28 protein-coding genes are annotated in these 24,758 nt (G+C 72.0%); 14 read left to right on the top strand and 14 right to left on the bottom strand.

Annotated features, from left to right (window positions below; all coding sequences use genetic code 11):
• Positions 1-504: a metallophosphoesterase family protein gene (locus ACZ63J_RS30245; RefSeq protein ID WP_465401228.1), complete on the bottom strand. Its 504-nt coding sequence runs from the start codon at positions 502-504 to the stop codon at positions 1-3.
• Positions 501-1,154, bottom strand: a complete 654-nt coding sequence (locus ACZ63J_RS30240; protein ID WP_465304000.1) for a GntR family transcriptional regulator — start codon at positions 1,152-1,154, stop codon at positions 501-503. Before ACZ63J_RS30240 ends, ACZ63J_RS30245 begins: the two co-directional genes overlap by 4 nt.
• A gap of 76 nt (positions 1,155-1,230) precedes the next feature.
• On the opposite strand from ACZ63J_RS30240, the gene araD reads away from it, so the two are divergent.
• The 3 genes from araD to ACZ63J_RS30225 all read left to right on the top strand — a co-directional run bounded on the left by araD (position 1,231) and on the right by ACZ63J_RS30225 (position 6,114).
• Entirely contained in the window at positions 1,231-2,943 is a 1,713-nt protein-coding gene (gene araD, locus ACZ63J_RS30235; RefSeq protein ID WP_465401227.1) for an L-arabinonate dehydratase, read from the top strand.
• Between the two features lie 118 nt (positions 2,944-3,061).
• The gene (locus ACZ63J_RS30230) at positions 3,062-4,843 is read left to right on the top strand and encodes a VanW family protein (RefSeq protein WP_465401226.1); all 1,782 of its coding nucleotides are present in this window, start codon (positions 3,062-3,064) and stop codon (positions 4,841-4,843) included.
• Between the two features lie 65 nt (positions 4,844-4,908).
• Positions 4,909-6,114, top strand: a complete 1,206-nt coding sequence (locus ACZ63J_RS30225; protein ID WP_465401225.1) for an MFS transporter — start codon at positions 4,909-4,911, stop codon at positions 6,112-6,114.
• A 262-nt stretch (positions 6,115-6,376) separates the two neighbouring features.
• Here ACZ63J_RS30225 and ACZ63J_RS30220 read toward each other — a convergent pair whose 3' ends face one another.
• Entirely contained in the window at positions 6,377-6,667 is a 291-nt protein-coding gene (locus ACZ63J_RS30220) for a hypothetical protein (RefSeq protein WP_465340760.1), read from the bottom strand.
• Between the two features lie 244 nt (positions 6,668-6,911).
• Here ACZ63J_RS30220 and ACZ63J_RS30215 point away from each other — a divergent pair, with 244 nt between their 5' ends.
• Together ACZ63J_RS30215 and ACZ63J_RS30210 are read left to right on the top strand one after the other, a co-directional pair.
• Positions 6,912-8,150, top strand: coding sequence for a GGDEF domain-containing protein (locus tag ACZ63J_RS30215; protein ID WP_465401224.1), 1,239 nt, complete (start codon positions 6,912-6,914; stop codon positions 8,148-8,150).
• Between the two features lie 82 nt (positions 8,151-8,232).
• Positions 8,233-8,934 carry a hypothetical protein gene (locus tag ACZ63J_RS30210; RefSeq protein ID WP_465401223.1) on the top strand — a complete coding sequence of 234 codons (702 nt, stop codon included), beginning with the start codon at positions 8,233-8,235 and terminating at the stop codon, positions 8,932-8,934.
• 73 nt (positions 8,935-9,007) lie between these two features.
• Here the strand turns inward: ACZ63J_RS30210 and ACZ63J_RS30205 are convergent, their stop codons facing one another.
• The gene (locus tag ACZ63J_RS30205; RefSeq protein WP_465401222.1) at positions 9,008-10,360 is read right to left on the bottom strand and encodes a TrpB-like pyridoxal phosphate-dependent enzyme; all 1,353 of its coding nucleotides are present in this window, start codon (positions 10,358-10,360) and stop codon (positions 9,008-9,010) included.
• 65 nt (positions 10,361-10,425) lie between these two features.
• On the opposite strand from ACZ63J_RS30205, the gene ACZ63J_RS30200 reads away from it, so the two are divergent.
• Complete coding sequence (locus ACZ63J_RS30200; protein WP_465401221.1) at positions 10,426-11,292, top strand: arginase family protein; 867 nt, start codon at positions 10,426-10,428, stop codon at positions 11,290-11,292.
• Entirely contained in the window at positions 11,289-11,978 is a 690-nt protein-coding gene (locus ACZ63J_RS30195; RefSeq protein ID WP_465401220.1) for a dienelactone hydrolase family protein, read from the top strand. Before ACZ63J_RS30200 ends, ACZ63J_RS30195 begins: the two co-directional genes overlap by 4 nt.
• Here ACZ63J_RS30195 and ACZ63J_RS30190 read toward each other — a convergent pair.
• Both ACZ63J_RS30190 and ACZ63J_RS30185 read right to left on the bottom strand, forming a co-directional pair.
• Positions 11,965-12,702 carry a hypothetical protein gene (locus tag ACZ63J_RS30190; RefSeq protein ID WP_465401219.1) on the bottom strand — a complete coding sequence of 246 codons (738 nt, stop codon included), beginning with the start codon at positions 12,700-12,702 and terminating at the stop codon, positions 11,965-11,967. The two genes, ACZ63J_RS30195 and ACZ63J_RS30190, sit on opposite strands and share 14 nt — an antisense overlap.
• Positions 12,703-12,734: 32 nt before the next feature.
• Positions 12,735-13,097 (bottom strand): hypothetical protein, encoded by a 363-nt coding sequence (locus tag ACZ63J_RS30185; RefSeq protein WP_465401218.1) that lies wholly within the window; start codon positions 13,095-13,097, stop codon positions 12,735-12,737.
• Between the two features lie 126 nt (positions 13,098-13,223).
• On the opposite strand from ACZ63J_RS30185, the gene ACZ63J_RS30180 reads away from it, so the two are divergent.
• Both ACZ63J_RS30180 and ACZ63J_RS30175 read left to right on the top strand, forming a co-directional pair.
• Positions 13,224-15,137 (top strand): LamG-like jellyroll fold domain-containing protein, encoded by a 1,914-nt coding sequence (locus ACZ63J_RS30180; protein ID WP_465401217.1) that lies wholly within the window; start codon positions 13,224-13,226, stop codon positions 15,135-15,137.
• A 157-nt stretch (positions 15,138-15,294) separates the two neighbouring features.
• Positions 15,295-15,756 carry a phage tail protein gene (locus tag ACZ63J_RS30175; RefSeq protein ID WP_465401216.1) on the top strand — a complete coding sequence of 154 codons (462 nt, stop codon included), beginning with the start codon at positions 15,295-15,297 and terminating at the stop codon, positions 15,754-15,756.
• Here ACZ63J_RS30175 and ACZ63J_RS30170 read toward each other — a convergent pair.
• From ACZ63J_RS30170 to ACZ63J_RS30150, 5 genes are all read right to left on the bottom strand, one after another.
• Positions 15,740-16,381 (bottom strand): Fic family protein, encoded by a 642-nt coding sequence (locus tag ACZ63J_RS30170; RefSeq protein WP_465401215.1) that lies wholly within the window; start codon positions 16,379-16,381, stop codon positions 15,740-15,742. The genes ACZ63J_RS30175 and ACZ63J_RS30170 overlap by 17 nt on opposite strands.
• Positions 16,381-17,043 carry a hypothetical protein gene (locus ACZ63J_RS30165; RefSeq protein ID WP_465401214.1) on the bottom strand — a complete coding sequence of 221 codons (663 nt, stop codon included), beginning with the start codon at positions 17,041-17,043 and terminating at the stop codon, positions 16,381-16,383. Before ACZ63J_RS30165 ends, ACZ63J_RS30170 begins: the two co-directional genes overlap by 1 nt.
• A gap of 64 nt (positions 17,044-17,107) precedes the next feature.
• Complete coding sequence (infA, locus tag ACZ63J_RS30160; protein WP_465303972.1) at positions 17,108-17,332, bottom strand: translation initiation factor IF-1; 225 nt, start codon at positions 17,330-17,332, stop codon at positions 17,108-17,110.
• Positions 17,332-18,078: a GNAT family N-acetyltransferase gene (locus ACZ63J_RS30155; RefSeq protein WP_465401213.1), complete on the bottom strand. Its 747-nt coding sequence runs from the start codon at positions 18,076-18,078 to the stop codon at positions 17,332-17,334. Before ACZ63J_RS30155 ends, infA begins: the two co-directional genes overlap by 1 nt.
• Positions 18,075-18,812: a dienelactone hydrolase family protein gene (locus tag ACZ63J_RS30150; protein ID WP_465401212.1), complete on the bottom strand. Its 738-nt coding sequence runs from the start codon at positions 18,810-18,812 to the stop codon at positions 18,075-18,077. Before ACZ63J_RS30150 ends, ACZ63J_RS30155 begins: the two co-directional genes overlap by 4 nt.
• Positions 18,813-19,056: 244 nt before the next feature.
• Between ACZ63J_RS30150 and ACZ63J_RS30145 the strand changes: the two genes are divergently transcribed.
• Positions 19,057-19,689, top strand: a complete 633-nt coding sequence (locus tag ACZ63J_RS30145; protein ID WP_465401211.1) for a glyoxalase — start codon at positions 19,057-19,059, stop codon at positions 19,687-19,689.
• A 34-nt stretch (positions 19,690-19,723) separates the two neighbouring features.
• Positions 19,724-20,521: an Fpg/Nei family DNA glycosylase gene (locus ACZ63J_RS30140; protein WP_465401210.1), complete on the top strand. Its 798-nt coding sequence runs from the start codon at positions 19,724-19,726 to the stop codon at positions 20,519-20,521.
• Here ACZ63J_RS30140 and ACZ63J_RS30135 read toward each other — a convergent pair whose 3' ends face one another.
• Positions 20,522-20,986: a DinB family protein gene (locus ACZ63J_RS30135; RefSeq protein WP_465401209.1), complete on the bottom strand. Its 465-nt coding sequence runs from the start codon at positions 20,984-20,986 to the stop codon at positions 20,522-20,524. It lies immediately after the preceding gene.
• 74 nt (positions 20,987-21,060) lie between these two features.
• Here ACZ63J_RS30135 and ACZ63J_RS30130 point away from each other — a divergent pair, with 74 nt between their 5' ends.
• Positions 21,061-21,855: a PIG-L family deacetylase gene (locus ACZ63J_RS30130; RefSeq protein WP_465303960.1), complete on the top strand. Its 795-nt coding sequence runs from the start codon at positions 21,061-21,063 to the stop codon at positions 21,853-21,855.
• On the opposite strand, the gene ACZ63J_RS30125 is transcribed toward ACZ63J_RS30130, so the two are convergent.
• Positions 21,856-22,254, bottom strand: a complete 399-nt coding sequence (locus ACZ63J_RS30125; protein ID WP_465401208.1) for a RidA family protein — start codon at positions 22,252-22,254, stop codon at positions 21,856-21,858.
• 46 nt (positions 22,255-22,300) lie between these two features.
• On the opposite strand from ACZ63J_RS30125, the gene mtnA reads away from it, so the two are divergent.
• A complete protein-coding gene (mtnA, locus tag ACZ63J_RS30120) occupies positions 22,301-23,266 on the top strand; it encodes an S-methyl-5-thioribose-1-phosphate isomerase (RefSeq protein ID WP_465401207.1) in 966 nt (321 codons plus the stop codon).
• 136 nt (positions 23,267-23,402) lie between these two features.
• Positions 23,403-24,350, top strand: coding sequence for a cold-shock protein (locus tag ACZ63J_RS30115; protein WP_465401206.1), 948 nt, complete (start codon positions 23,403-23,405; stop codon positions 24,348-24,350).
• Positions 24,351-24,534: 184 nt separating this feature from the next.
• Here ACZ63J_RS30115 and ACZ63J_RS30110 read toward each other — a convergent pair whose 3' ends face one another.
• Positions 24,535-24,750, bottom strand: coding sequence for a ferredoxin (locus ACZ63J_RS30110; protein WP_465303952.1), 216 nt, complete (start codon positions 24,748-24,750; stop codon positions 24,535-24,537).
• Positions 24,751-24,758: the final 8 nt, after the last annotated feature.

Below are 24,758 nucleotides of genomic sequence, written 5' to 3'. Positions count from 1 at the left end.
CTACCCCTTCCGGGGCAGTTCGTGCAGCTCGACGTCCACCAGCGCGCCGCCGTCGACGCGGGCGGTCTGGTAGGTGCAGAACGGCTGGCGGCGGCGGTCGGTGGGCGAGCCCGGGTTGAGCAGCCGCAGCCCGGCCGGGGTGGTGGTGTCCCACGGGATGTGGCTGTGACCGAAGACGAGCACGTCGGTGTCCGGGAACTGCGCGTCACACCGCTGCGCGCGGCCGTCCTTCCCGCCGGTCTCGTGGATCACGGCCAGCCGGACGCCGCCGAGGTCCGCGCGGGCGATCTCCGGCAGCCGGGCGCGCAGGTCCGCGCCGTCGTTGTTGCCGTACACGCCGATCAGCCGCTTGCTGCGCGCCTCGAGCTCGTCCAGCACGGCGACGTCGACCCAGTCGCCGGCGTGCACCACGACGTCCGCCGCCTCGACCTCCCGCCACACCTGCTCGGGCAGCACCCGGGCGCGTCCCGGCAGGTGGGTGTCGGAGATCAGGAGCAGCTTCATCCGATGGCCTCGAGCACCCGCTCCAGGAACCCGCCGATGTGGTCGCGCAGCAGCGCGGCGGCGCCCTCGGCGTCGCCCTTCTTGGCCGCGGCGAGCACCGCCTTGTGCTCGGTCCACTCCTTCTTCCAGCTGGGGTTGGCCTCCCAGCCGACGACGCTGATCAGCGCCGCGCGGTCCTTGAGGTCGTCGAGGATGCTCACCAGCAGCGGGTTGCCGCAGCCGCGGTAGAGGGCGCGGTGGAACCGGCGGTTGAGCAGGCTCAGCGCGGCCTGGTCCTTGTCGGCGATGGCCGCCGACGCCTCCTTCAGCGCCTCCGCCGCGTCTTCGAGCAGCTCGGGGTCGCGCCGCTCGACGGTCCGCCGGACGGCCTCCGGCTCCAGCACCATCCGCACGTCGTAGACGGACTTCGCGAGCTCGGCGTCGACCACGCACACCGAAGCGCCCTTGTACGGGCTGAACGTCACCAGGCCCGAGTTGGAGAGCACCTTGAGCGCCTCGCGCACCGGGGTCTTGGAGACCCCCAGCCGGGCGGCCAGCTCCGCTTCGACCAGCGGCTGGCCGGGCACCAGCTCGCGGGTGAGGATGCCCCGGCGGATCTCTTCCAGGACCACTTCGGTCCGGGAGGCGGGCAGGCTGAACGTCCCGGTCATGGCGCGCTCCCTCGGTCGTGTCGAAGACCATTCAACCAGGCCCACCAGATCATATATCAGATGCCATACTGGCGACATGAAACGACCCGAGGAGCTCCGCAGCCACCGGTGGTTCGGCGGCGACGAGCTGCGCAACTTCAGCCACCGCGCCCGCAGCCGTCAGCTCGGCTACAACCCGGAAGAGCACCTCGGCAAACCGGTCATCGGGATCCTCAACACGTGGTCGGACATCAACCCCTGCCACATGCACCTGCGCGAACGCGCCGAGCAGGTCAAACGCGGCGTCTGGCAGGCCGGCGGCTTCCCGCTGGAGTTCCCGGTGGCGACGCTGTCGGAGACGTACCAGAAGCCGACCCCGATGCTCTACCGCAACCTCCTCGCCATGGAGACCGAGGAGATCCTGCGGTCCTACCCGATCGACGGCGCCGTCCTGATGGGCGGCTGCGACAAGACCACGCCGGCGTTGCTGATGGGCGCGGCCAGCGCCGGGCTGCCCGCGATCTTCGTCCCCGCCGGGCCGATGCTGCGCGGGCACTGGCGCAACGAGGTCCTCGGCAGCGGCACCGACATGTGGAAGTACTGGGACGACAAGCGTGCCGGCCTGATCGGCGACGCCGAAATGTCCGAACTGGAGCGCGGCCTTGCCCGGTCGCCCGGGCACTGCATGACGATGGGGACGGCGTCGACCATGACGTCGGCCGCCGAGGTGCTGGGGATGACCCTGCCGGGCGCGGCGTCGATCCCCGCCGTCGACTCGGCCCACCACCGGATGGCCGCGGCGAGCGGCGTCCGGATCGTCGGCATGGTCTGGGAAGACCTGACGATCACGCAGATCCTGGACAAGCGGGCGTATGCGGACGCGATCACCACGGTGCTCGCCCTCGGCGGCTCGACCAACGCCGTGATCCACCTGATCGCGATGGCCGGGCGCAGCGGGATCCCGCTGTCGCCGGCCGACTTCGACACGATCGCGCGGCGCGTCCCGGTGCTGGCGAACATCCGGCCCGGCGGCGACTGGCTGATGGAGGACTTCTACTACGCGGGCGGCCTGCCGGGCCTGCTGTCGCGGCTGACCGAGCTGCTGCACGTCGACCGGCTCACCGTCACCGGCCGCACCTTGGGCGCCGACCTCGCGGCGGCCCGGGTGCACAACAACGACGTCATCCGGCCGCGTGACAACCCGGTGGCCGCCGAGGGCGGGGTCGCGGTGCTGCACGGCAACCTGGCGCCGTCGGGGGCGGTGATCAAGCACATCGCGGCCGAGCCGCACCTGCTGACGCACACCGGCCCGGCGGTGGTGTTCGAGAACTACCCGGACCTCAAGAAGCGGATCGACGACCCGTCGATCACCGCCGATTCGGTGCTGGTGCTGCGGGGTTCGGGGCCGCTCGGCGGCCCGGGCATGCCCGAGTACGGGATGCTGCCGATCCCTTCGCACCTGCTGGCCGCAGGGGTCCGCGACATGGTCCGGATTTCGGACGCCCGGATGAGCGGCACGAGCTACGGCGCGTGTGTGCTGCACGTGGCCCCGGAGTCCCACGTGGGCGGGCCGCTGGCACTGGTCCGCGACGGCGACCTGATCACCCTGGACGTCCCGTCGCGACGGTTGCACCTGGACGTGTCCGATGAGGAGCTGGAACGGCGTCGCGCCGCCTGGGTGGCCCCGGCCCCGCGGTTCGAACGCGGTTACGGCGCGCTCTACAGCGACCACATCACGCAGGCGGACGAAGGCTGTGACTTCGGCTTCCTGGCCCGCGCGGGCCACAACCCGGAGCCCGACGCGGGGTGACATACCCGTCCGTGACCGGTTCATCCCCCGTTAGGGCGAGTCGTACGTCTTGTCCGGGTGCCCCGTACGCTTAGGCCGTCACCGGCGCGAACCGTCGCCGCGTTGAAGGGGTGGAGAGTTGCCGTACGAACCGCGCTGGCCCGAGTCACACGGTGAGCAGACGGACGTCCTGCCGGTCGTCCGCCCCGACGCCGAACCCGAGCCGGCCGCCAAGAAGCCGAACCTGCGCAAGGCCGGCCTTGTCGCCGGCGGCGTGTTCGGCCTGCTGGTCGTCATCTACGGCGTCGACCTGCTGGTCAGCCAGGGCAGCGTGCCGCGCGGGGTGACCGTCGCCGGGGTCGACGTCGGCGGCATGGACCGCGACGCCGCGGAGCAGCAGCTGCGCGGGGAGATCGAGCCGCGGCTCACGCGCCCGCTGGCCGTCAGCGCGGGCGACGTCCAGGGCACGCTGTCGCCGACGCTCGCCGGGCTGAAGCTCGACTGGGCGCAGACCCTCGACCAGGCCGGCGAGCAGCCGCTGAACCCCTTCACGCGCCTGTCGTCGCTGTTCTCCAGCCGCGAGGTCGGCGTCGTCAGCCACGCCGACGACACGAAGCTCGCCGCCGCGCTCGACGGCCTCCGCGGCCAGGTCGACCGCGAGCCCGCCGAAGGCACCGTGAAGTTCGAGGGCACGAACCCGGTCGCCGTCCTGCCGAAGCCCGGGCAGAAGCTCGACGTCGAGGCCGCGAAGGCCGCCGTCGTCGAGAAGTGGGCGCGCGGCGAAACGCTGGCGCTGCCGGTGACCGGCACTCCCGTCCGCACCACCCCCGAAGGCGTCCAGGCGGCGCTGGAGCAGTTCGCGCGCCCCGCCGTCGCCGGCCCACTGGTGGTCAAGGGCGAGGGCAAGGACGCCACCGTGAAGCCGGACGCGATCGCCGCCGCGCTCACCTTCGAGCCCGCCGACGGCGGCGGGCTGACCCCGAAGATCGACAACACGAAGATCGTCGAAGCCGCCGGGCCGCAGCTGAAGTCCACCGAGAAGGAGGGCAAGGAGGCGACCATCGTCTTCGAAGGCGGCAAGCCCACGGTGGACCCGTCGACCGACGGCCGCACCGTCGACTGGGACCCGAGCCTCAAGCCGCTGCCCGACGTCCTCAAGAAGGCCGACGGGCGTGAGGTCCCGGCGATCTACAAGGACGCCCCGGCGAAGGTGACGACCGAGCAGGCGAACCAGCTCGGCGTCAAGGAGGTCGTCGGCGAGTTCACCACCGGCGGCTTCGCGGCCGACTCCGGCACCAACATCAAGGTCGTCGCGCAGAAGGTCAACGGCGCGATCGTCAAGCCCGGGGAAACCTTCAGCCTCAACGGGTTCACCGGCCCGCGCGGCAAGCCGCAGGGGTACGTCGAGGCGGGCGTGATCAAGGACGGCGCCCCGGGGCGCGAGGTCGGCGGCGGCATCTCGCAGTTCGCGACCACGCTGTACAACGCGTCGTACTTCGCGGGCATGAAGGACGCGGGGCACAAGGAGCACAGCTACTACATCAGCCGCTACCCCGCCGCGCGCGAGGCCACGGTGTTCCAGAACCCCAACGGCTCCAGCGTGATCGACCTCAAGTTCACCAACGACTCGCCGACCGGCATCGCGATCCAGGCGATCTGGTCGCCGTCGTCGATCACGGTGAAGCTGTGGGGCACCAAGCGTTACACCGTCGAGTCGATCCCCGGCGGCCGCTCCAACCCGAGCGACCCGCAGGCCAAGCCGGGCCCGGCCGAGAACTGCCACGCCTCCACCGGCGCGCCGGGGTTCACGACGAGCGACACCCGCGTGCTCAAGGACGTCGCGACCGGCCGCGAAGTCGGCCGCTCGACCCGGACGGTCCACTACAACCCGCAACCGAAAATCACCTGCGACCCCTCCTAACGGCCGTTCACCCAGCGCGTACGCGCAGGTACAGTGAGTGCTTCCGGCGAGCCACCGGAGGCGCCATGGCGGCACGAGCGGTCAGCTTCCGCGACGTCCTCGCGGTGCCGGAGTTCCGGGCGCTGTTCTCGGCCCAGCTGGTCACGGTCACCGGGGACCAGCTGGCGCGGGTCGCGCTGTCGATCCTGGTGTACGACCGCACGAACTCGCCCGGCTGGGCCGCGCTGACCTACGCGCTGACGTTCCTGCCCGACCTCGTCGGCGGGCCCCTGCTGGCCGGGCTGGCCGACCGCCACCCGCCGCGGACGGTGATGGTCACCGCCGACCTGCTGCGGGCGGGCGCGGTGGCGGTGATGGCCGTGCCCGGGATGCCGCTGCCCGCCGTGGCGGCCCTGCTCGTCGGCGTCCAGTTGCTCAACCCGGTGTGGAACTCGGCGCGCGCCGCGCTGCTGCCGCAGGTGCTGCCGGACGAGGCGTTCGTGCCCGGGATGGGCCTGCTGATGATCCTCGTGCAGGCGGGCCAGGTCGCCGGGTTCGCGCTCGGCGGGCTCCTGGTGGCCGCCGTCGGCACCGGCGGAGCCCTGCTCGCCGACGCGGGGAGTTTTGCGCTGTCGGCGGTGTTCCTGGCCGCCGGGGTGCGCGCCCGGCCACCGCGGGCCGAGGCCGGCGTGCGCTGGTGGCGGCACGTCCGGGCGGGCTGGACGGTGGTCGTCGGCGACCGGCGACGGCTCGCACTGGTCGCGCTCGGCTGCGTGTCCGGGATCTACATCGCGGGCGAGGCGATCGCGGCCCCGTACGCGGCCGAGCTGGGCGGCGGCGCGGTGGTCGTCGGGCTGCTGCTCGGGTCGTACGCGCTGGGCAACGTGCTGGGAATGGCCGCCCTGTCGAGGGTGCCGCCACCCCGGCGCGCCCGGCTGCTGGGGCCGCTGGCGGTGCTGGCGTGCGCGGCGCTGCTGGGCTGCGCGCTGCGGCCGGACCTCGAAGGCACGCTCGTGCTGCTGACGTTGTCGGGCGTGGCGAGCTCGTACAACCTCATCGCGAACACGACGTTCGTGCAGCTGACCCCGGACGCCCAGCGCGCGCAGGCGTTCGGCTTCGCCCTGACGGCGCTGAGGGTTTCGCAGGGCCTGGGTGTGGTGCTGGCCGGGCTCGCGGCGGAACGCACGGCCCCGCATGGGGTCGTCGCGGCGGCCGGGGCTGTCGGAGTGCTCGCCGCGGCGGGGGCGGCCACACTGTGGCGGCGCGCGCAGCCCCGGCCCGAACCGGCGTGAAACCGGCGCCTGCACGGGGTGGTCGCGGCGGCCGATGCCGTCGGGGTGCTCGCCGCAGCCGGAGCGGCCACACTGTGGCGGCGCGCGCAACCGCGAACCGGCGTGAACCGGCACCCCGCACCGGGTCGTCGCAGCTGCCGGGGCCGTCGCCCGCTGTGGTGGCGCGCGCAACCGCGACCCGGACCGGCGTGAAACCGGCGCCCCCGGTGACCGGCCCCGCCACGGGGGCGCAGTCACCGGGCGCCGGGTCATCGGGTGCTGTTCAGAAGCGCGTCCAGTCGGTCGGCCGCTGGCCCTGGCGCCCGGTCCAGTCGGTCGGGCACGCGGGCAGGCGTGACGAGACGTCGGCGTCGGCCCAGTCGGTCGGGAGCTGGTGCGCGGTCCAGTCGGTGGGCAGTTCGCGCGCGGTCCAGTCGGTCGGCAGCTGCCGCGGGGTCCAGTCGGTCGGGATCGCGCGGGTCCAGTCGGTGGGGAGCTGCCGGGTCCAGTCGGTCGGCCGCTGCGCGCGACGGCGGGACGGGACGATGTTGGCGTTGGGCAGGAAGTGCGACATGATTTCTCCTGTTCGTACGGATCTTGCACGGTGCGTGACCGATCGGTAGCCCGACCAGCCTAGTGACACACCGCGTTCATTCGATTACAGTGACGATTTCCGCGAAGTTCCGTCCTGAGAAGAGGGGCGTTTCGTGGGATTGTCCGGGTCCCAAGGGCGAAAGCCCAGCTCAGAACGTCCACGATCAGGTCTCCGTACGTGGGCAGTATGGAAGCTGCCCACGCCGTTGTTCGGTTATGTCCTGGTGGTCGACACACTGGCCTTGGTCGCGATCGCGGCGACCGCCGGCTTGGTGCCGATCACCGGTCAGTCCGCGCTCTGGTGTGGACTGATCCTGGCCGGCGAAGTCGTGCATCTCGAAGCGGCGCAACGCATCGAGCGCATCCGCGAGCTGGCCGCCGACGGCCGGCCGCACATGCACCTGCAGTCGATCTGGATCTTCGCCGGGCTGCTCCTGCTGCCCCCGCCGCTGGCCACGCTCGTCATCGTCGTCAGTTACGTCCATTCCTGGGTCCGGGTGTACAAACGACGTGGCGTAATTCACCGGAAAGTGTTCTCCGGCGCCACCGTCATCCTCGCCTGCACGGCCGCGGGCGCCGTGCTTTCCGCCGGAACCGGTGGCGAGCTCGCGCCTTATGTCCCTTATCTGGACGGGTTCGGCGGGATGCTCGCGCTGCTCGTGTCCGGAATCGTGTACTTCGGGCTCAACTACGTGCTGGTGATCTTGGCGATCGTGCTGAGCAACCCGGGCAAGCCGCCGCGGCAGGCGTTCGGCAACCCGTCCGACGTGCTGATCGTGCTGGCCGCGGTCGGCGTCGGGTGCGGCATCGCGCTGGTGATGACGGTGCGGCCGTGGCTGCTGCCGGTGCTGATGGTGACGCCGGTGGCGCTGCACGTCGGGCTGCTGCTGCCGCAGTTCCAGGCCGCCGCGCGCACGGACTCCAAGACGGCGCTGCTGGCGCCGGAGTTCTGGGTCCAGCTGGCGCACAACGAGCTGGCGCGCGCCGCGGAGCTGTCGTCGACGGCGGGCGTGCTGATGATCGACATCGACCACTTCAAGGCCATCGACGACGGCAACGGCCACCTGGCCGGCGACGAGGTGCTGCGCGCGATCGCGGCGGCGATCCAGGGCTCGGTCCGCGGCGGCGACTACGTCGGCCGCTTCGGCGGCGACGAGTTCGTGGTCCTCCTCCCGGGCGCGACGAGCGCCGAAATCGCGTCGATCGCCGACCGCATCCGGGCGTCGATCGCCCGGGTCGAGGTGCGTGTCCCGGTGATCCGCCCGGGCAAACCCGAGGTGATCAGCGGCCTGACGGCGTCGATCGGCGCGGCGGTGTACCCGGAAACGGCCACGGAGTACACAATTCTGCTGCAGGCCGCGGACGACGCGGTGTTCGAAGCGAAGGCGGCGGGCCGCGACCGGGTCGTCCTGGCCGACGCCCGGAGCGAGCTGACCCGCCCGGAAATCCCCGACGCGCGCTGATCACCGCGTTCTGCGCTTTCATGGGGCCCCGCACCTGGAAGATGGCCGATCGCCCGATCGAGCAGGCCACCCTGCTCGCCTGGTGCCGAGGCTGCGGTGGCTGATCGGCGACCGGGTCCTGCCCATGCCGCCCTTCGTCGTGGCGTGGCCGATGGGTGTGGTGCTCATCATCAGGGGCCTCCGCGCCAAGAACAACCGGCAGCGAATGCGCGCGCTCGACCTGGTGCCGGTGAACATGTACCTGGCGTTCGGCCTGTTCGTGTTCGCCCTGCTGCTCCTGGGCGTGCGATTCCTGGACGGCCCCCTTTCCGTCCTCATCGGTTCACTGCTTCTCGGTCCGTTGCAACTCACCGGCCGGCCGAGCATCGACGTCGTGGTCGACCAGCTCGAAGGCCTGGGCGTTCACCAACGTCTTCGACGCGGTTCTCACCACACCCCGGACGCCGACCGGAATTCTGCTGACCGTGACCGGGGTCTGCCTGTTCGCCCTGATCGGCAAGGTCGTGATCCAGTACCGGAAGTTCGTCCGGCTGCCGGCCGAAGAAGCGCGACGCTGGCTCGACAAGACGGACGCGAAGGTCCTGCAGGACCCCCTCGACGACGTGCTGGGGGACCTTCTTTCGTTCGCCAACCTGATGGACCTGACCACCGGGCAGCACCGGGACCTGGTCCGGTTCCTCGTCCGGCGGGGCGTCACCGACGGCTACCCGAAACCCATCCGGTCCTTTCCGCCCAGGCCGAATGGCTCCTCGCCGACGGCCCCGCCGAGAGGCCGACCGCATGATCTGGGGCAGTCAGTGGGAAGCCGGGATGCCGCATCGAGGGATTTCAGGTCCCTCGATGCGGCATCAACCGGCTTACGGCAACGTCGCCAGCGACTCCTCGAGCGTGGCCTCGGACAGCTCGTTGTCCACCATGTCCCCGGCGAGATAAGCACCGTACGCCGGCAGGTCCAGGTGCGCGTGCCCGCACAACGCCGTGAGGATCACCTTCTCCTCGCCGGTTTCCTTGCACCGCAACGCTTCCTGGATGCACGCCGCGAGCGCGTGGGTCGGCTCGGGCGCCGGGATGATGCCCTCGGACCGGGCGAACCGGACGCCCGCCGCGAAGCACTCCTGCTGGCCGACGGCGATCGCCTCGATCAGGCCGAGCTCGTAGATGTGCGAGATCAGCGGGGACATCCCGTGGTAGCGCAGGCCGCCCGCGTGGATCGGGTCCGGGATGAACTCGTGGCCGAGCGTGTGCATCTTCAGCAACGGCGTGAGCCCCGCCGTGTCGCCGAAGTCGTAGGCGTACTTCCCGCGCGTCAGGGACGGGCACGCGGCCGGCTCGACCGCGCGGATCACCGGGTCCATCTTCCCGGCGAGCTTCTCGCGCAGGAACGGGAACGCGAGCCCGCCGAAGTTCGAGCCGCCGCCGGTGCAGCCGACCAGGACGTCCGGGGTGTCGCCGGCCAGCTCGAACTGCTTCAGCGCCTCTTCGCCGATGATCGTCTGGTGCAGCAGCACGTGGTTGAGCACGCTGCCCAGCGCGTACCGCGTGTCCGGGTCCTGCGCCGCCTGCTCGACGGCCTCGCTGATCGCGATGCCGAGGCTGCCGGTCGAGCCGGGGTTCTCCGCGAGGATGGCCTTGCCGGACTCGGTCAGCTCGGACGGGCTCGGGTGCACCGTCGCGCCGAAGACCTCCATCATCAGCTTGCGGTAGGGCTTCTGGTCGTACGACGCGCGGACCTGCCAGACCTCGCACTCCAACCCGAACTGGGCGCACGCGAACGCGAGCGCGCTCCCCCACTGGCCGGCGCCGGTCTCGGTGGTCAGCCGGGCGACGCCCTCCTGCGCGTTGTAGAACGCCTGCGGCACGGCGGTGTTCGGCTTGTGGGAGCCGACCGGGCTGACACCCTCGTACTTGTAGTAGATCCGCGCCGGCGTGCCCAGCGCCTTCTCCAGCCGTCGCGCGCGGAACAGCGGCGACGGGCGCCACAGCTTGTAGACCTCCCGGACCTCCTCCGGAATGTCGACATAGCGCTCCGCGGCTACCTCCTGCTCGATGAGCGCCTGCGGGAACAGCGGCGCCAGGTCCGCCGGCCCGACGGGCTCGCGGGTGCCCGGGTGCAGCGGCGGCGGTGGCGGCTCCGGAAGGTCGGGGACGACGTTGTACCACCGGGTGGGGAGATCGGCCTCGTCCAGGACGTACTTGGTCTGCTCAGCCATCGCGCCTCCTTGGTCGGTCTCCCAACTTAGGACGCGCGCGCCCGCGGAGCCAGTACGGTGATCGGGTGGGGAACCTGGTGCTGATCGACGCTCCGTCCAACCTGGGCCTGCGCCCGCCCGCCGAAGGCGCGGCGCCCGGCTGTTACAAGACTCCCGGGGTGCTGCGCGACCTCGGCATCCTCGACCGCCTGGGCGCCTCCGACGGCGGAGTCGTGACGCCCGGGCGGTACGTGGGCACCTGGCAGCCGGGGGACGGCGTCCGCAACTCGGCGGCGATCGCGTCCTACACCCGGGCGCTGGCGACGCGGGTGGCCGCGGTCCGGGCGTCCGGCGGCTTCCCGGTGGTGCTGGGCGGCGACTGTTCGATCTCGCTGGGCGCGATGCTGGCGCTGCGCCGCGAAGGCCGCTTCGGCATCGCCTACCTCGACGGCCACGACGACTTCCGCCACCTCGGCGTCGCGGACCACGTCGGCGCGGCGGCGGGCGAGGACCTGGCGATCATGACCGGCCGCGGCGCCGACGACCTCGCCGACATCGACGGCCTGCGCCCGTACGTGCGCGACAGCGACGTCGTCGTGCTGGGCGTCCGCGAGGCGGAGTCGGCCGAGCTGCGCGCGGCCGGGATCTCCTACGCCACCTCGGAAAACCTGTCGGTGCCGGCCGCGCTGGCCACGGCGGCGGCGACGTTCTCGGGCCTGGACGGCTTCTGGGTCCACGTGGACATCGACGTCCTCGACCCCGAGTTCGTGTCCGCCGTGGACAGCCCGGACCCCGGCGGGCTCGATCCGTCCACTTTGGTCACGCTGCTGCGCGGCCTGCTCGCCCTCCCGGGCGCGGCGGGCTTCGAGCTGACGGTGTTCGACCCCGATCTCGACCCGGACGGCCGCCAGGCCGCGCTGGTCGCCGGCATCCTGGAAAGGGTCATGGCATGAGCGGTCTTCCCCTGCCGGAGTGGGTGCCCGCGGCCGGGCGCGGGCCCGGTCTGGTGCTGATCCAGGAGATCTTCGGCCTGGACGGCTACCTGCGCTCGGTGGCGGCGGAGCTGGCCGCCGCCGGGTACGTCGTGACGGTCCCGGAGCTGTTCTGGCGGACGGCGCCGGGCTGGTCGTCCACTCACGACGAAGCGGGCGTGGCGGCGTCGATGGCGGTGGCCGGCGAGTTCGACCCGGCGCTGGGGCTCGCGGACGTCCAGACGGCGGTGGCGCACCTCCGGTCCCACCCTTCGGTCACCGGAGGAGTGGGAGTGTTGGGCTTCTGCCTGGGCGGCTCACTGGCGTTCGCGGCGGCGGCCGCGGGCGACCCGGACGTCGCGGTGTCGTTCTACGGCTCGACGGTGCCGGCGCAGATCGCGGACCTGGCGAAGATCACGTGCCCGATCCAGTTCCACTTCGGCGGGCAGGACCCGTACATCCCTCGCTCGGACGTCGCGGTGGTCGAAGCCGCGGTGGCCGCCCACCCGGGCGCGGAGATCCACGTCCAGGAGGAGGCGGGACACGCGTTCCACAACAACGTCGCCCCGATGTTCCACCACCCGGAAGCGGCGGCGCGGGCCTGGACGTTGACGACGGACTTCCTGGGCCGCACCCTGCCGGCGCCGGAGGTCCTCACGCAGGAGTGAGGTTCTGGCAGAGCGCGGTGGGGAAGGCCGGCTCGACGGCCAGGATTTCGCCGCAGCCGCCGCCCTTCGCCGAGGTGAAGCCCGCCCAGCCGTTGCCCGCCCAGCGGTAGGCGACGCGGTTCGCGGGGCCGGTGTGGCGCTGCAGGTCGTGGATCAGCCAGTTCTGGTCGCACGCCCGGGTGGTGCCCGGGTATTCGGCCTCCGCGCTGAACTCCGCCTGCGCGACCCACGCCTTGTCGCAGTGGTCGGCGGGCGGCTCGCACCCGAGGATCTTGTCGCACTGCTTCCAGCCGCCGGGCAGCAGCCGCCAGGCGTCCCCGGAGTTGACGACCACCAGCCGCTTCCCGATCGGCTCCGCCGTTTTCATCGGGACGTCGGCCGGGACCTGCCCGCAGTCCGGGCCGCCCGGGACCTGGAACCGGACGGCGGCGTCGATCCGGTCGGCGGTCTCGGTGACCTCGGTGTGCGGCCCGACGGCGCAGGACGGCAGGTCGACGTGCAGCATCGCGCTGTGGTCGTCCGGGCCCGGCCGGACGTCGACGACCCACGCGGAGCGGTCCATCGGCTGCGCCGCCACGGGTGTCGGCGCCGGGGTGGTCACCGCCGGGGTGGTGACTACCGGAGTCGTCTTCGGCGCGGCATTGGTCCGGTACGGGATGTTGAGCGCCAACAGCGTCCAGAACACGAGCCCACCGGCGGCGAGCGCCCCGAAAGTCCACAGCACGGGTCTGACGAATCTCGACACCGAAGTCCCCCTCAAAGGTGCCGGTGCCCGGTCGGCGGCACCGTCTCGACAATCTCGGCAAAACCGACGATCCGGGGCCCCTCGGCCATCGACAGCCGCCACCCGGGCCCGACCGGCGGCCACCGCTCGGGCACGAGCGGGTGGAGCCGCACCAGCGCCGCCTCCCCGGGCGCGAGTGTATTCACCGACTCCAGCGTCAAGGGCGCGTCGTGGCTTTCCGGGTGGAGGTCCGGCGGGAAGACCCAGTGCGCGCGGTACCCGGAGTGGATCGGGGTGCGGCGGCCACCCTCCCCCGCGGTCAGGAGCCGCAGGCGGGCGCGGAGGTACCCGCGGCCGGGCTCGGCCGCGGTCCACCGGTCGTGCTCACGATCCATGCCGAGATCATGCCGTCCGTAAGGGAGCCGACGTGAGCAGGCCACCTGCTGTTCGCGCCGGCTCAAGCAGGCGGGCATACCGTCCGGTCGCCGGAGGACTCCCTTGAAAACCGAATGAGGCAGATCATGCGTGAAAATCAGGCCGGCCCGAACCGACGGTCCTTCCTGCGCAACGCGGGGCTGGCCGGTGTCGGCGCGACCGCGCTGAGCGCGCTCGGCGCCGCGCCGGCCGAGGCCGACACCGCGACCAGCGCCGACCGGGGCCGGTGGCGTCCCGACGGCGAGAGCCGCCAGTTCACCGTCGCCGTGATGCCGGACACCCAGTACCTCTACTGGGGCAGCCAGAACAGCATCAACCCGGAACCGCAGGAAGCGTCGCTGCGGTACGTGATCGAGAACAGCGGGAAGCCGGACCGCAACATCGTCTTCCTCGCCCACCTCGGCGACCTGACGCAGGACGCCGACGTCACGTCGTTCCAGGCCGTCGACAGGACGTTCAAGATCGCCGACGCGGGCGGCATCGCCTACAGCGTGCTCGCGGGCAACCACGACGTGTCCGGGGACGACACCCGCGGCACCACGCCGTACCTGCAGACGATGGGCCCGCAGCGGTTCCGCCGGCAGAAGTCGTTCCTCGGCTCGGACGCGAGCGGTTACAACACCGCGCACGTCTTCCGCGGCGGCGGGCGCGAGTGGCTGCTGCTGGCCATGGACTGGCGCACGTCGGCCGCGGGCTTCGAGTTTGCCAACGATGTCATCCGGACGCACCCGCAGCTGCCGGTGATCCTCACCTGCCACGAGATCGTCGCGCCGACCTACGGCGACGAGGTCTACCCGTACGAGTCGGGTGACGCCGAGAACAACGCCGAGCTCTCCGGATACGGCCAGACCGTGTGGGACTCGCTGATCAAGGACAACGACCAGATCTTCCTCACGCTCAACGGCCACTACTGGCCCTCGGGCCGCACGACGAAGAAGAACACCGCCGGCCACGACGTGCACCTGCACATCACGAACTACCAGAACCGGTACATGAGCGGCGGCGGCATGCTGCGGCTGTACCACTTCGACCTCGAGCGCAACACGATCGACGTCGAGACGATCTCGCCGTGGATCCTCGAGAAGGACCCCGCGAAGCGCAACCGCATGGAGGTCCTGGAGTCGCGGCTCACCACGGCCGTCGACCGGTTCTCGATGCCCTTCGACTTCGAGCAGCGCTTCGCCGGTTTCATCCCGGTGCCGGTCCGCCCGGCGCGTCCGGCGAACAAGGTGCTCGTGCCGGGCACGCTCGCGTACTGGCGCTTTGACAACGTTGGCGCGAACGGCAGCGCGGTCACGGCGAGCCAGCGCGTGCGCGACCTGTCCGGCCACGGCAACGACCTCACGCTGCAGTCCGTCGCGGGGACCGCCCCGGACGCCCTGACCTGGACCGACGACCACCACCCCGACCAGCCGGGCCACGCCAGCCTCCGCTTCGCCGGCGGCAAGAACCCGCTGCACGGCGCATACCTGACCACGGGCTCGCGCGCGCCGCTGAACACCGAGACGTTCAAGCGCGGCTACACGATCGAGACGTTCGTCAAGATCCCGCGCGACTGGGACGGCGGCAACAACGGCAACATGCCGGTCCTGGTCCGCCGCGGCGCGTCCGGCGACGCGGGCAAGCACGGGAAGAACACCGACCCGAAGGAGCCGGTGGCCCAGCTCATGACCACGAACAACGGCCGTGAGGTGCAGTTCAACTGCTACCCGCTCAGCCAGACCTACCCGACGACCAACTGGAGCCACGGCCTGGCCGAAGACCAGTGGTGGCACCTCGCGGTCGTCAACGACGGCCACCACACGAAGGTGTACGTCGAGAGCTCCCCGGTGGCCGACAACCCGTTCACGGACTCGGTCGGCATCGCATCCCTGGGTCTGACGTGGCTCCTCGGCGGCCACGAGTACGGCGGCACGCTCGACAACGTGTTCCACGGCTGGATCGGCGACGTCCGGATCGTCGACCACGCCCTGCGCCCGGAGGAGTTCCTGACCCGGTGACCCCGCCGCCCGGCTGAGGGCTTCAGCCCGAAGCCGGGTTCGGCAGGCCGGCCGACTCGAAAGCCGCGCTCAGCGCCGAATCCGCGCCGTCGAAACCCGCTCACCGTCGTCTACAGTCGCCACCAGCGCAGACGCCGAGTTGGACCCCGGAGGAACCATGCCCCGCACCGTGGACTTCGTCACCGTGTCGACCGACGGCCTCGAGTCGTCGCCGGTGGCCGATGCGCTTGCCGGGCTGCGGGCGAACGAGGCTCGCTACTTCAAGAACAAGTACGACCACGTCTTCACGGTCGAGCCCGCCGCCGACGCCGCCTCGACCGTCGACTGGGTGCACCGGATCCTCAAGGAGGAGCGCGACATCGTCGTCTCGTCTCTCCCGCTCGAAGCCACCGGGTTCCAGGTCGAGAACATCCGGATCGCCTACGTCTTCTACCGGAGCGGCCTGTCGATCAACGTCATGTACACGCTCGAGGACGCCGGGAAACGAGCGGTCGGGTTCAAGCTCTCCGACGGCATGGACGTCCCCGAGGAGCTCGCCGCCTTCAAGTTCGCCCGTCAGAAGTCGAAGCTGGCCGGCACCATCCGCGGCTCCTACTTCGTCATCAAGAACGAGTACTGACGCCGGACCGGCGCGCCGTGTTCGTGATGAGGACGGCCACCAGCTCCGCCAGCGCCACCGCGTCCGCCGGGTCGTCGGCGCGCCGGGCGAGCGCGCGGATCGGACCCACCTGGTCGAGCGTGATCCCCGCCCCGGCCAGCAGGAACGTGAGCGCCAGGAAGGCCGCCCGGGCGTTCCCGTCGTCGAACGGGTGAAAGAAGCAGACGTCGAGGTAGACCCGCGCGGCACGGGCGGGCAGCCCCAAGTCGGCGGAGTGGGCCTGCGCCAGACAGCGGTCGAACTCACCACGCAGGCCGGGGCTCACGCCGTACCGCTCGCGCCCGGCCTTCGCGAACGCCGGTCGGGACCGGAACGGCGCCTCAGCGACCCCCAGGACGAGCCGCTGCCACGCGCCGAGCACCTCGAAGCTCAGCTCCACCCCGGACTCGGCGTCCGCACGAGCCCGCGCGAGCGCCGCCAGCAGACGTTCGGCCCGGGCCGGGTCGCGGAGGCGGTCCCGGGTGCCGATGTCGTGCACCGGCCCGTCGCGCCGCGCAACGACACCCACGGGCGCGACCTCGCGAATCCCTTGCCACGGCACGGATTCCCGCAGCGCGAGCCACACCCGCAGGTGGTCGGGAGCCATCAGGACCGCAACGACTCCGCGAGCCGGAGCGCGACGTCGTCCAGGACGTCGCTCTCCGGCGCGGTCCAGCTCTCGAACTCGCCGGAAACCGCGCGCTCGACCAGGTCTTCGGCGGCGGGGACGTCCCAGCGGGTCAGGTACCAGGTGAGCACCTGCTTCGCATGGATGTACCAGGCGTCGCCCGCCCCGGTCCGCTCGACGACGGCGGTCACCAGCGCCGTGGTCGCGCGCTCCCAGGCCCGCTCCCCGTCGACGGGATACCGGTCGAACTGCCCGGTCAGGTGCTCCAGCCAGCCCCGCCACTCGCACAGAGCCTCGGCGACGCGCTCCAGCGTCGCCTCCGGGGTCGTGATCGAGTCCCGGGGACAGCACCAGCTCGCCACCGGGCCGCCGCCGACGTCGCCCTCGTCGTGCGCCCAGCGCCAGCCCCCGGCCCAGGCGCCGAAGCGGTCGGTCAGGGCCTGGGTCAGCTCGTCGGTCCACGCGGCGCCGTCGCGACCGGACCAGGCGATCACCTCGGGGTCGGCCGCCGGGCCGCCGGGCCGGGTGGGCACCCGGGCGGCCGGGGCGAGCGAGCGGATCACGTCGAGCGCGGTCGCGGCGTCGAACGGGTGCCGCCGCGGGTCGACGTCACGCCAGGTCAGGTCGTAAGGGTGGGTCACCGCCCCAGCCTGTCATGCGCGGCCCGAGGCCGTCGCCGGAATTCGGCGACGGCCTCCCGCGTGCCTAGTTCCGGTACCGGAACAGGATCCGCCCCCGGCTCAGGTCGTACGGGCTCAGCTCCACCAGCACCCGGTCGAACGGCAGGATCTTGATGTAGTTCTTCCGGATCTTGCCGCTGATGTGCGCGAGCACCTTGTGCCCGTTCTCCAGCTCCACGCGGAAAGTCGCGTTGCGCAGGCACTCCAGCACGGTGCCCTCCACCTCGATGCTGCCGGCGGTCTTGGCCATCAGCGCATCACCAGCTCGAGGTTGCTGCCGGCCCGGCGGGCGCCGAAGCCTTCGAACAGCGTGACGGCCGCCGAATTGGCTTCGGTCACTTCGGCCGACGCCGCCGTGATGCCACGGCCGTGCAGCGAACCCAGCACGTCGGCCAGCAACGCGCGGGCGATCCCCCGGCGCTGCCGGTCCCGGCGAACCGCGATCAACCCGATCCGCGGCTGCCGCACCGGCACCACCCGGACCAGGCCGACGTACCGGCCGGATTCCGTGGCGACCGTGTACCGCGAAGGGTCGAACTCCGGCCGCAGCACCACTTCGGCCGGCATCTCCTGCCAGCCGACCGTCGCGGCGACTTCGGCGCGGATCTCCCGGTCCAGCTCGCGCAGCGGAGCTTCCCGCGCGGGCCCGATCGTCACGGCCGGCGAACCGGGAAAAACACCGGTGGGCACGACGTACTCCCATTCGCGGCGCCGGACGGTGAAACCGGCCCGCTCCCAAAGGGACGTCAGCTGCGCGTCGGCTTCGTCGACCACGGTGTACAGCGGCCGCGGCAGGTCCGGCGGCATCATCGACGCGAGCACGTCGAAGACTTCGTCCTGCCACGCGTCGATGCTGAGGAAGATCCGGCCGTCGGGACGGCGGGTCGCCTCGCCGCGCCCGACCACCCGGTCGTCCTCCAGGGCGTGCCAGTGCCGTTCCCCGACCCGCGTGACCACCAGGCCGGACGGGAACCGGCGGCTTTCGAGGAGGTTCATCGGCGGCCGCCGAGGTGCCGGGCGAAGAACCGGCCCGCGCTGTCCGCCTCGAACCTCGGCACGTCCTTGTGCCGGCCCGCGTTGGCGTGCAACGTCTTTTCCGCCGAGGCGAAGGCGTCGAACAACGCCAGCCCCGACTCGCGCGGGATGTGCTGGTCGTCCCACTGGAGGACGAACTCGACCGGCACGGTGACCCGCTTCGCCGTCTCGACGAGGGTGTCGTGCCAGAAGATGCCGAAAACCGCGGCCGCGATCCGCGGCTCGGCCGCCGTCAGCGGGACGCCGATCGCGGTGCCCATGTTCAGGCCGAAGTAGCCGACCGGACCGGCGATCCCGGGCAGTTTCTCGAGCTCGTCCAGGGCCGCCCGCCACTCCGGCACGGCGCGTTCGGCGATGTCGGCGTTGTACCGGGTGACGATCGGGCCGACGGCCGCGCCGGTCGCCATCGCCTCCTGCATCGCGGGGACCTCGCGCTCGTCGGCCGCCGTCCGCGGGCGGCCGGCGTGGCCCGGTGCGTCCAGCGCCGCGACGTGGAATCCGTGCCGGGTGACCAAAAGCCGGGCCCGGCCCGCCACTGGCGGCGCTTTCTTGTCCCGGCCGCCGCCGTGTCCGACGAGGACCAGGGGCGCGGGCGCGGTGGCGCCCTCGGGCGACCAGAGCACGCCGGGCGCGTCGCCCACCGTGAAGTCGCGTTCGAGGACACCGGCTGACGATCTTTCAGCGGTGAAATGCATGGTTGCTGCCTTTCGGGAGTGCCTTCTCGAGGCGCTCCCGGCAACCGCTACGTAAGTCGCCCGACCGTGACGCCGAGGGGGAGCACCCACTTCGATGCAACGTTCATGGGTCTCACCTCCTCGGGCCGGTCCACGGTCGGGCGGAACGCTATCAGCGCGCGCCCGAGGGCGTCCAACGAATTGCCCGCGGACCGATCAGGAATCGAGAAGCGCTGGTCAGCGCGCCACGCCTAGCGTTACCGCCATGACCTCAATCACCAGCATCACCCTCGAGGTGGCCGACACCGCCGCCGCCGAACGCTTCTACACCACCGCTTTCGGGCTCGACGGCCAGCTGCGCTTCCGCGCCGCGGAAGCCCCGTCCGACGGGTTCCGCGGCTTCACCCTCTCCCTGACCGTCGCGCAGCCGGCCGACGTCGACGCGCTGGTCGGCAGCGCCCTCGAAGCCGGGGCGACGACGATCAAGCCGGTCGCGAAGTCCATGTGGGGCTACGGCGCCACCCTCCAGGCCCCCGACGGCACCATCTGGAAGATCGCGACCTCGGCGAAGAAGAACACCGGCCCGGCCAGCCGGGCGATCGGCGACATCGTGCTGCTGCTGGGCGTCGCGGACGTCGCCGCGACCAAGAAGTTCTACGTCGACCACGGCTTCACCGTCGGCAAGAGCTTCGGCCGCATGTACGTCGAGTTCGAGTCCGGCTCCGGCCCGGTCAAGCTGGCGCTGTACCGGCGCAAGGCCCTGGCCAAGGACGCCGGGGTCGCCCCGGAGGGCTCCGGTTCGCACCGGATCGCCGTCCACACCGCGGCCGCGCCGTTCACCGACCCGGACGGCTTCGCCTGGGAGAGCGCCACGCCGGTCCGGCACGAGAGCCGATAGGCGGCCGGGGCCGGGAGTCGGCAGACTGGTCGGCGTGCCGGAACTGCCCGAAGTGGAGCTCGCCCGCCAGGTCCTCGCCGGCGCCCTCGGCCGGGAGATCCGGGACGTCGACGACCACGACGACTGGGTCTGCCGGCCCCACGCGCCCGGCGACCGGGCCGCGGCGCTGCGGGGCGGGCGGCTCACCGAGGCGCACCGGCGGGGCAAGACGCTGTGGTGCGAAACCGAGGGCGGTGACGGGCGGCCGGGCCCGAACCTCGGCCTGCACCTGGGGATGGCCGGGCAGCTGCGGTTCGGCGGGGAAAGCGGGCCGCCCGGGCCGAAGCGGTTCCGCGGCCGCGAAGAGAAACCCGAGTGGTTCCGGTTCGGGATCACCTTCGCCGACGGCGAACAGCTGCGCCTGTTCGACACCCGCCGTCTCAGCCGCGTCCGCCTCGACCCGGACCTCGACGCGCTGGGCCCGGACGCCGGCGAGGTGTCCCGCGCGGACTTCCGCGCCCGCGTCGGCCGCGGGCGCGCGCCGCTGAAGGCGCGGCTGCTGGACCAGTCCGTGCTCGCCGGGGTCGGGAACCTGCTGGCCGACGAGACGCTGTGGCAGGCCGCGCTGAGCCCGTCCCGGCCGGTGAACGAACTGGCCGAAGCCGAGCTCACGGACCTCCACAAGGCCCTGCGCAAGGCATTGCGCGCCGCGATCAAGCACGGCGGGGTGCACACGGGCGAGATCATCGGCCACCGCCGCCCGGGCGAGCACTGCCCGAGGTGCGGCGCCGAGATGGCCCACGGGACGGTCGGGGGCCGCTCGACCTGGTGGTGTTCGCGGGAGCAGGCCTAGTCAGCGCGGCCCGAGCCCGGTCCGGCCGTCGATGAGCTCACGGGCCACGTCCAGGTGTCCCGCGTGCCGGGCCGTCTCCTCGATCATGTGCAGCACCACCCCGCGCAGGTCGGTGGTCTCCGCCCCGAGCGGCCCGGGATGGCGCCCCACCGGCGTTGTCGTCAACGGCGTCACGAGGAAGATCTCGTCCGACCGCCGGCACTGCGCGCGGTAGAACGCGAAGACCGCTTCCGGGGTCCGCGTCGAGTCCGGCCAGGGCAACGGGTCCGCGGTCCCCGTGAGGATCTCCTGGAACCAGTACCGTTCGGCGTCGCCGAGGTGCTCCACCATGCTCAGCGGGCTCCAGCCGGGAGACACCGGCGTCATTCGCAGCTGCGCCTCGGCGAGCCCGTCGACGATCGCCAGGACACTGTCGCGCTGGGCCTGGAGGAACCCCAGCAACGCCCGCTTCTCACCGTCGGCCACGACCGGAGACGCTAGTGGCAGGTCCGCACACTCGCGGGCGGTTTTTGTCGGACCCACCCGGTACCGTCGCGGGCATGGCAACACTGGTCACCTTCCACGCCCACCCGGACGACGAATGCCTCCGCACCGCGGGCGTCATGCGCAAAGCCGTCGAAGACGGGCACCGGGTCGTGCTCGTCGTCGCCACCAGGGGCGAGGTCGGCGAGGTGCCCGAAGGGTTCCTCGCCGAGGGCGAGCAGCTCTGGGAGCGGCGCGTGCAGGAGTCGCACGCGGCCGCCGAGATCCTCGGGGTCAAGCGCGTCGAGTTCCTCGGCTACCGCGACTCCGGGATGATGGGCGAGGAGACGAACGAGCACCCGGACTGCTTCTGGCAGGCCGACGTCGAGCGGGCCGCCGAGCAGCTCGCGGTCATCCTGCGCGAGGAGTCGGCCGACGTCCTCACGGTGTACGACGACAACGGCGACTACGGCCACCCCGACCACATCCAGGTGCACCGCGTCGGCCTGCGCGCCGCCGAGCTGGCCGGCACCGGGCGCGTCTTCCAGGGCACCTTCAACCGCGAGTTCATGCGGCGGGGCTTCAAGGACGCCGTCGACCAGGGCCTGATCCCGCCCGAGGAGATGCCGGACGGGCCGGAGAACCTCGAGATCGGCAAGCCGGAGGCGGAGATCACCGCGGCCGTCGACGTCGCGAAGTACGTCTCGGTGAAGCGCGCGGCGATGCGGGCGCACCCCAGCCAGATCAGCGAGGACTCGTTCATGCTCGCGATGTCGGACGAGGCGTTCCGGTTCGCCTTCGGCACCGAGTGGTTCATCCGGGCCGGCCAGGGCCCGGGGATCACGGAAACGGACCTCATGGCCGGACTCTGATCAGGCGAGGGCGGCGGTCACGTCCAGCTCGACCAGCTGCCCCGGATACCCCAGCCGGGCGACACCGAGCAGGGTGCTCGCCGAGGTGAAGGCCGCGCCGATCCCGGACGCGGTGAGCCGGTCCCACACGGCCGAGAGCGTCTCGCGGTCGTCGGTGGCCACGTAGACGACCGTGCGGACCACGTCGGCCGGGCCGGCGCCGGCGAAGGCCAGCGCGGCCGCCGTGTTGGCGACGACCTGGTCGGTCTGGGCGAGGAGGCCGCCGTCGACCACCGTGCCGTCGGCGGTGAGCGGGCACTGGCCGGCGAGGTACACGGTGCGGCGCGCCTCGGTCACGGTGACGTGGTGGTAGCCGGGCGGTGTGTGCAGGCCGGGCGGGTTCTGCCGTTCAATGGTCACGTTCGCATCATCGCGAGGGCGGCAAGCGGATTCCGCGGGAGGGCGCATGCGCAGGACCATCGACTGGGCGGACGGCGCGATCGTCATCATCGACCAGACGGCGCTGCCGGCCGGGTTCCGGCTGCTCGAGCTGCGGACCGTCGGCGAGCTGGTCGACGCGATCAAGCGGCTGGCCGTCCGCGGCGCGCCCGCGCTGGGCGCCGCGGGAGCGCTGGGGGTCGCGTTGTCGGCCCGGCTCGGCGGTGACGTCCGGGCGGATGCGGCGCTGCTCGCCCACGCCCGGCCGACCGCGGTGAACCTGGCCTGGGGTGTCGAGCGGGCGCTGGCGAAGCTCCCCGGCGGCCCGGCGGCGGTCCTCGCCGAAGCGCAGGCGCTGCTCACCGAAGACGAAGAGCTGAACAAGACGGCGTCGGCGCACGCCGCGGAGCTGGTGCTGGCCGAGTGCGCGCGCTGGCCGTTGCGGCTGCTCACCCACTGCAACGCGGGCCGCCTGGCGACGGTCGGCTGGGGCAGCGCGCTCGGCGTCGTCTGGCACCTGCACGAGCGCGGGCTGGTCGAGGAGGTCCTCGTCGGCGAGACGCGCCCGCTGCTGCAGGGCGCCCGGCTGACGACGTGGGAGCTGGAGCAGGCCGGCGTCCCGTACCGGGTCCTGCCCGACTCGGCAGCGGCCGCGGCGATGTCCCGCGGCCTGGTCGACGGCGTGCTCGTCGGCGCCGACCGGATCGCGGCGAACGGCGACGTCGCGAACAAGATCGGCACGTACGGCCTGGCGATCGCGGCCCGCCACCACGAAGTCCCGTTCATCGTGGTGGCGCCATCCTCCACAGTGGACAGCAAGCTCACGGACGGCACGGGCATAGTCATCGAAGAACGCAACGCCCGCGAGCTCACCGAGTACGCCGGAACCCCGATCACGCCGCCGGAGGCAAAGGCGTTCAACCCGGCGTTCGACATCACCCCGGCGGCGCTGATCACCGCCGTGGTGACGGAGAACGGCCGCTTCGCCCCCTAAGACCAGGTCTCAAACTCGGCGGGTCGCCAGGGGAACCAACGGCCCGCCCCTCCCGCCTGGGGGCCCGGCCCGACGGACCGGAGGTCCGTCAGAGAGACTGGGGGCCAGTGCCCGCCCTCTCGACCTGGAGTCTTTGATGCCGCAAGGGACCGTCCGTTGGTTCGACGCCGAACGGGGTTTCGGCTTCCTCGCACCCGAGGACGGCTCGCCGGACGTGTTCGTGCACGCCTCCGAGATCGTCGGGGACGGCGGCGCGAAACTGCTCCGCGAGGGTCAGGCCGTCGTGTTCGAGGTCGGCGAGAACGACCGCGGGCCCCAGGCGCTGCGCGTTCGCGTCACCGCCGATGCGGCCACCGGCAGCGCCGTGGGCCTGCTCGGCACCATCAACTGGTACGAGCCGGGCAAGGGGTACGGCTTCGCGTCGCCGGACGGCGGCGGCGCCGACATCTTCGTGCACAGCTCCGCCATCGTGACCGGCGGCGTGGTCACCGAGGGGCAGCGGGTGGCCTTCCTGATCGTCGAAGGCGAGCGCGGCCCGCAGGCCGGGCACGTGATCCCGCTGGGAGCAGGGGCCGGCTCACCCGCCGCGGCCGGTATCGCGGACGGTGCCGACGGCACGGTGGCCTGGTACGACGAGGACAAGGGCTTCGGCTTCATCAACCCCGACTCCGGCGCCGGGGACGTCTTCGTGCACGCCCGGGCCCTGGCCGAGGGGCTGACGTGGCTCGCGGAGGGCGACCGCGTCGCCTATGAGGTGGCCAGTGGGGACAAGGGCCCGCAGGCCCGCGACGTGCACCTGGTCCGGGGCGCCGAGCCCCAGACGGCGCCACAGCGGCCGGCACCTCCCGCGGCCGCAGCGCCGGCGGCGCGGGACGTGCCCGTACGAGGCGGCGAGGGCGTCGTCGCACGCTACGACGACGACCGCGGCTTCGGCTTCATCACCCCGGACGCAGGCGGCGACGATCTCTTCGCCCACGCGTCCGTGATCATGGGGTCGGAGCCGCTGCAGAAGGGCGACCGGGTCCGGTACGCGGTGCGTCAGAGCGACCGGGGCCCGCAGGCCGACCGCATCGAACGCCTCTGAAGGGGCGGCCCCACCGACGGCTGATCACTTCCCGACGAGAGTGCTCGGTGCCGTCGGCAACGCGGCTGCAGCCTCCTCCGGGAGATCGATCTCCCTCGTGGTGACGGGCGCCGAACGCGAAGGCGCTCAGCCACACCCTCAACCCCGACCACCGCCGCGGTCACCGAAACCGGCCGCTTCCTCCCTAAGGCCGCGGCCCGATCTCCCGGCCCCCATCAGTCACGGTGATCGCCATCGCCGGGCACGAGTCCGCCGCGTCCAACACCGTCTCGTCGCCGTCCACCTCCGAGACCACCGTCTGGGCCACCGCGCCCTCCAACGTGAACACCTCGGGCATCAGCGCCGCGCACATGCCCGAGCCGATGCAGGTGTGTTCGTCGATCTCCACGTGCCAGCTCATAGTCACCT

The sequence above is a fragment of the Amycolatopsis sp. NPDC104863 genome (genome assembly GCF_055582965.1).
This window is presented reverse-complemented; position numbering and strand designations above follow the sequence as displayed.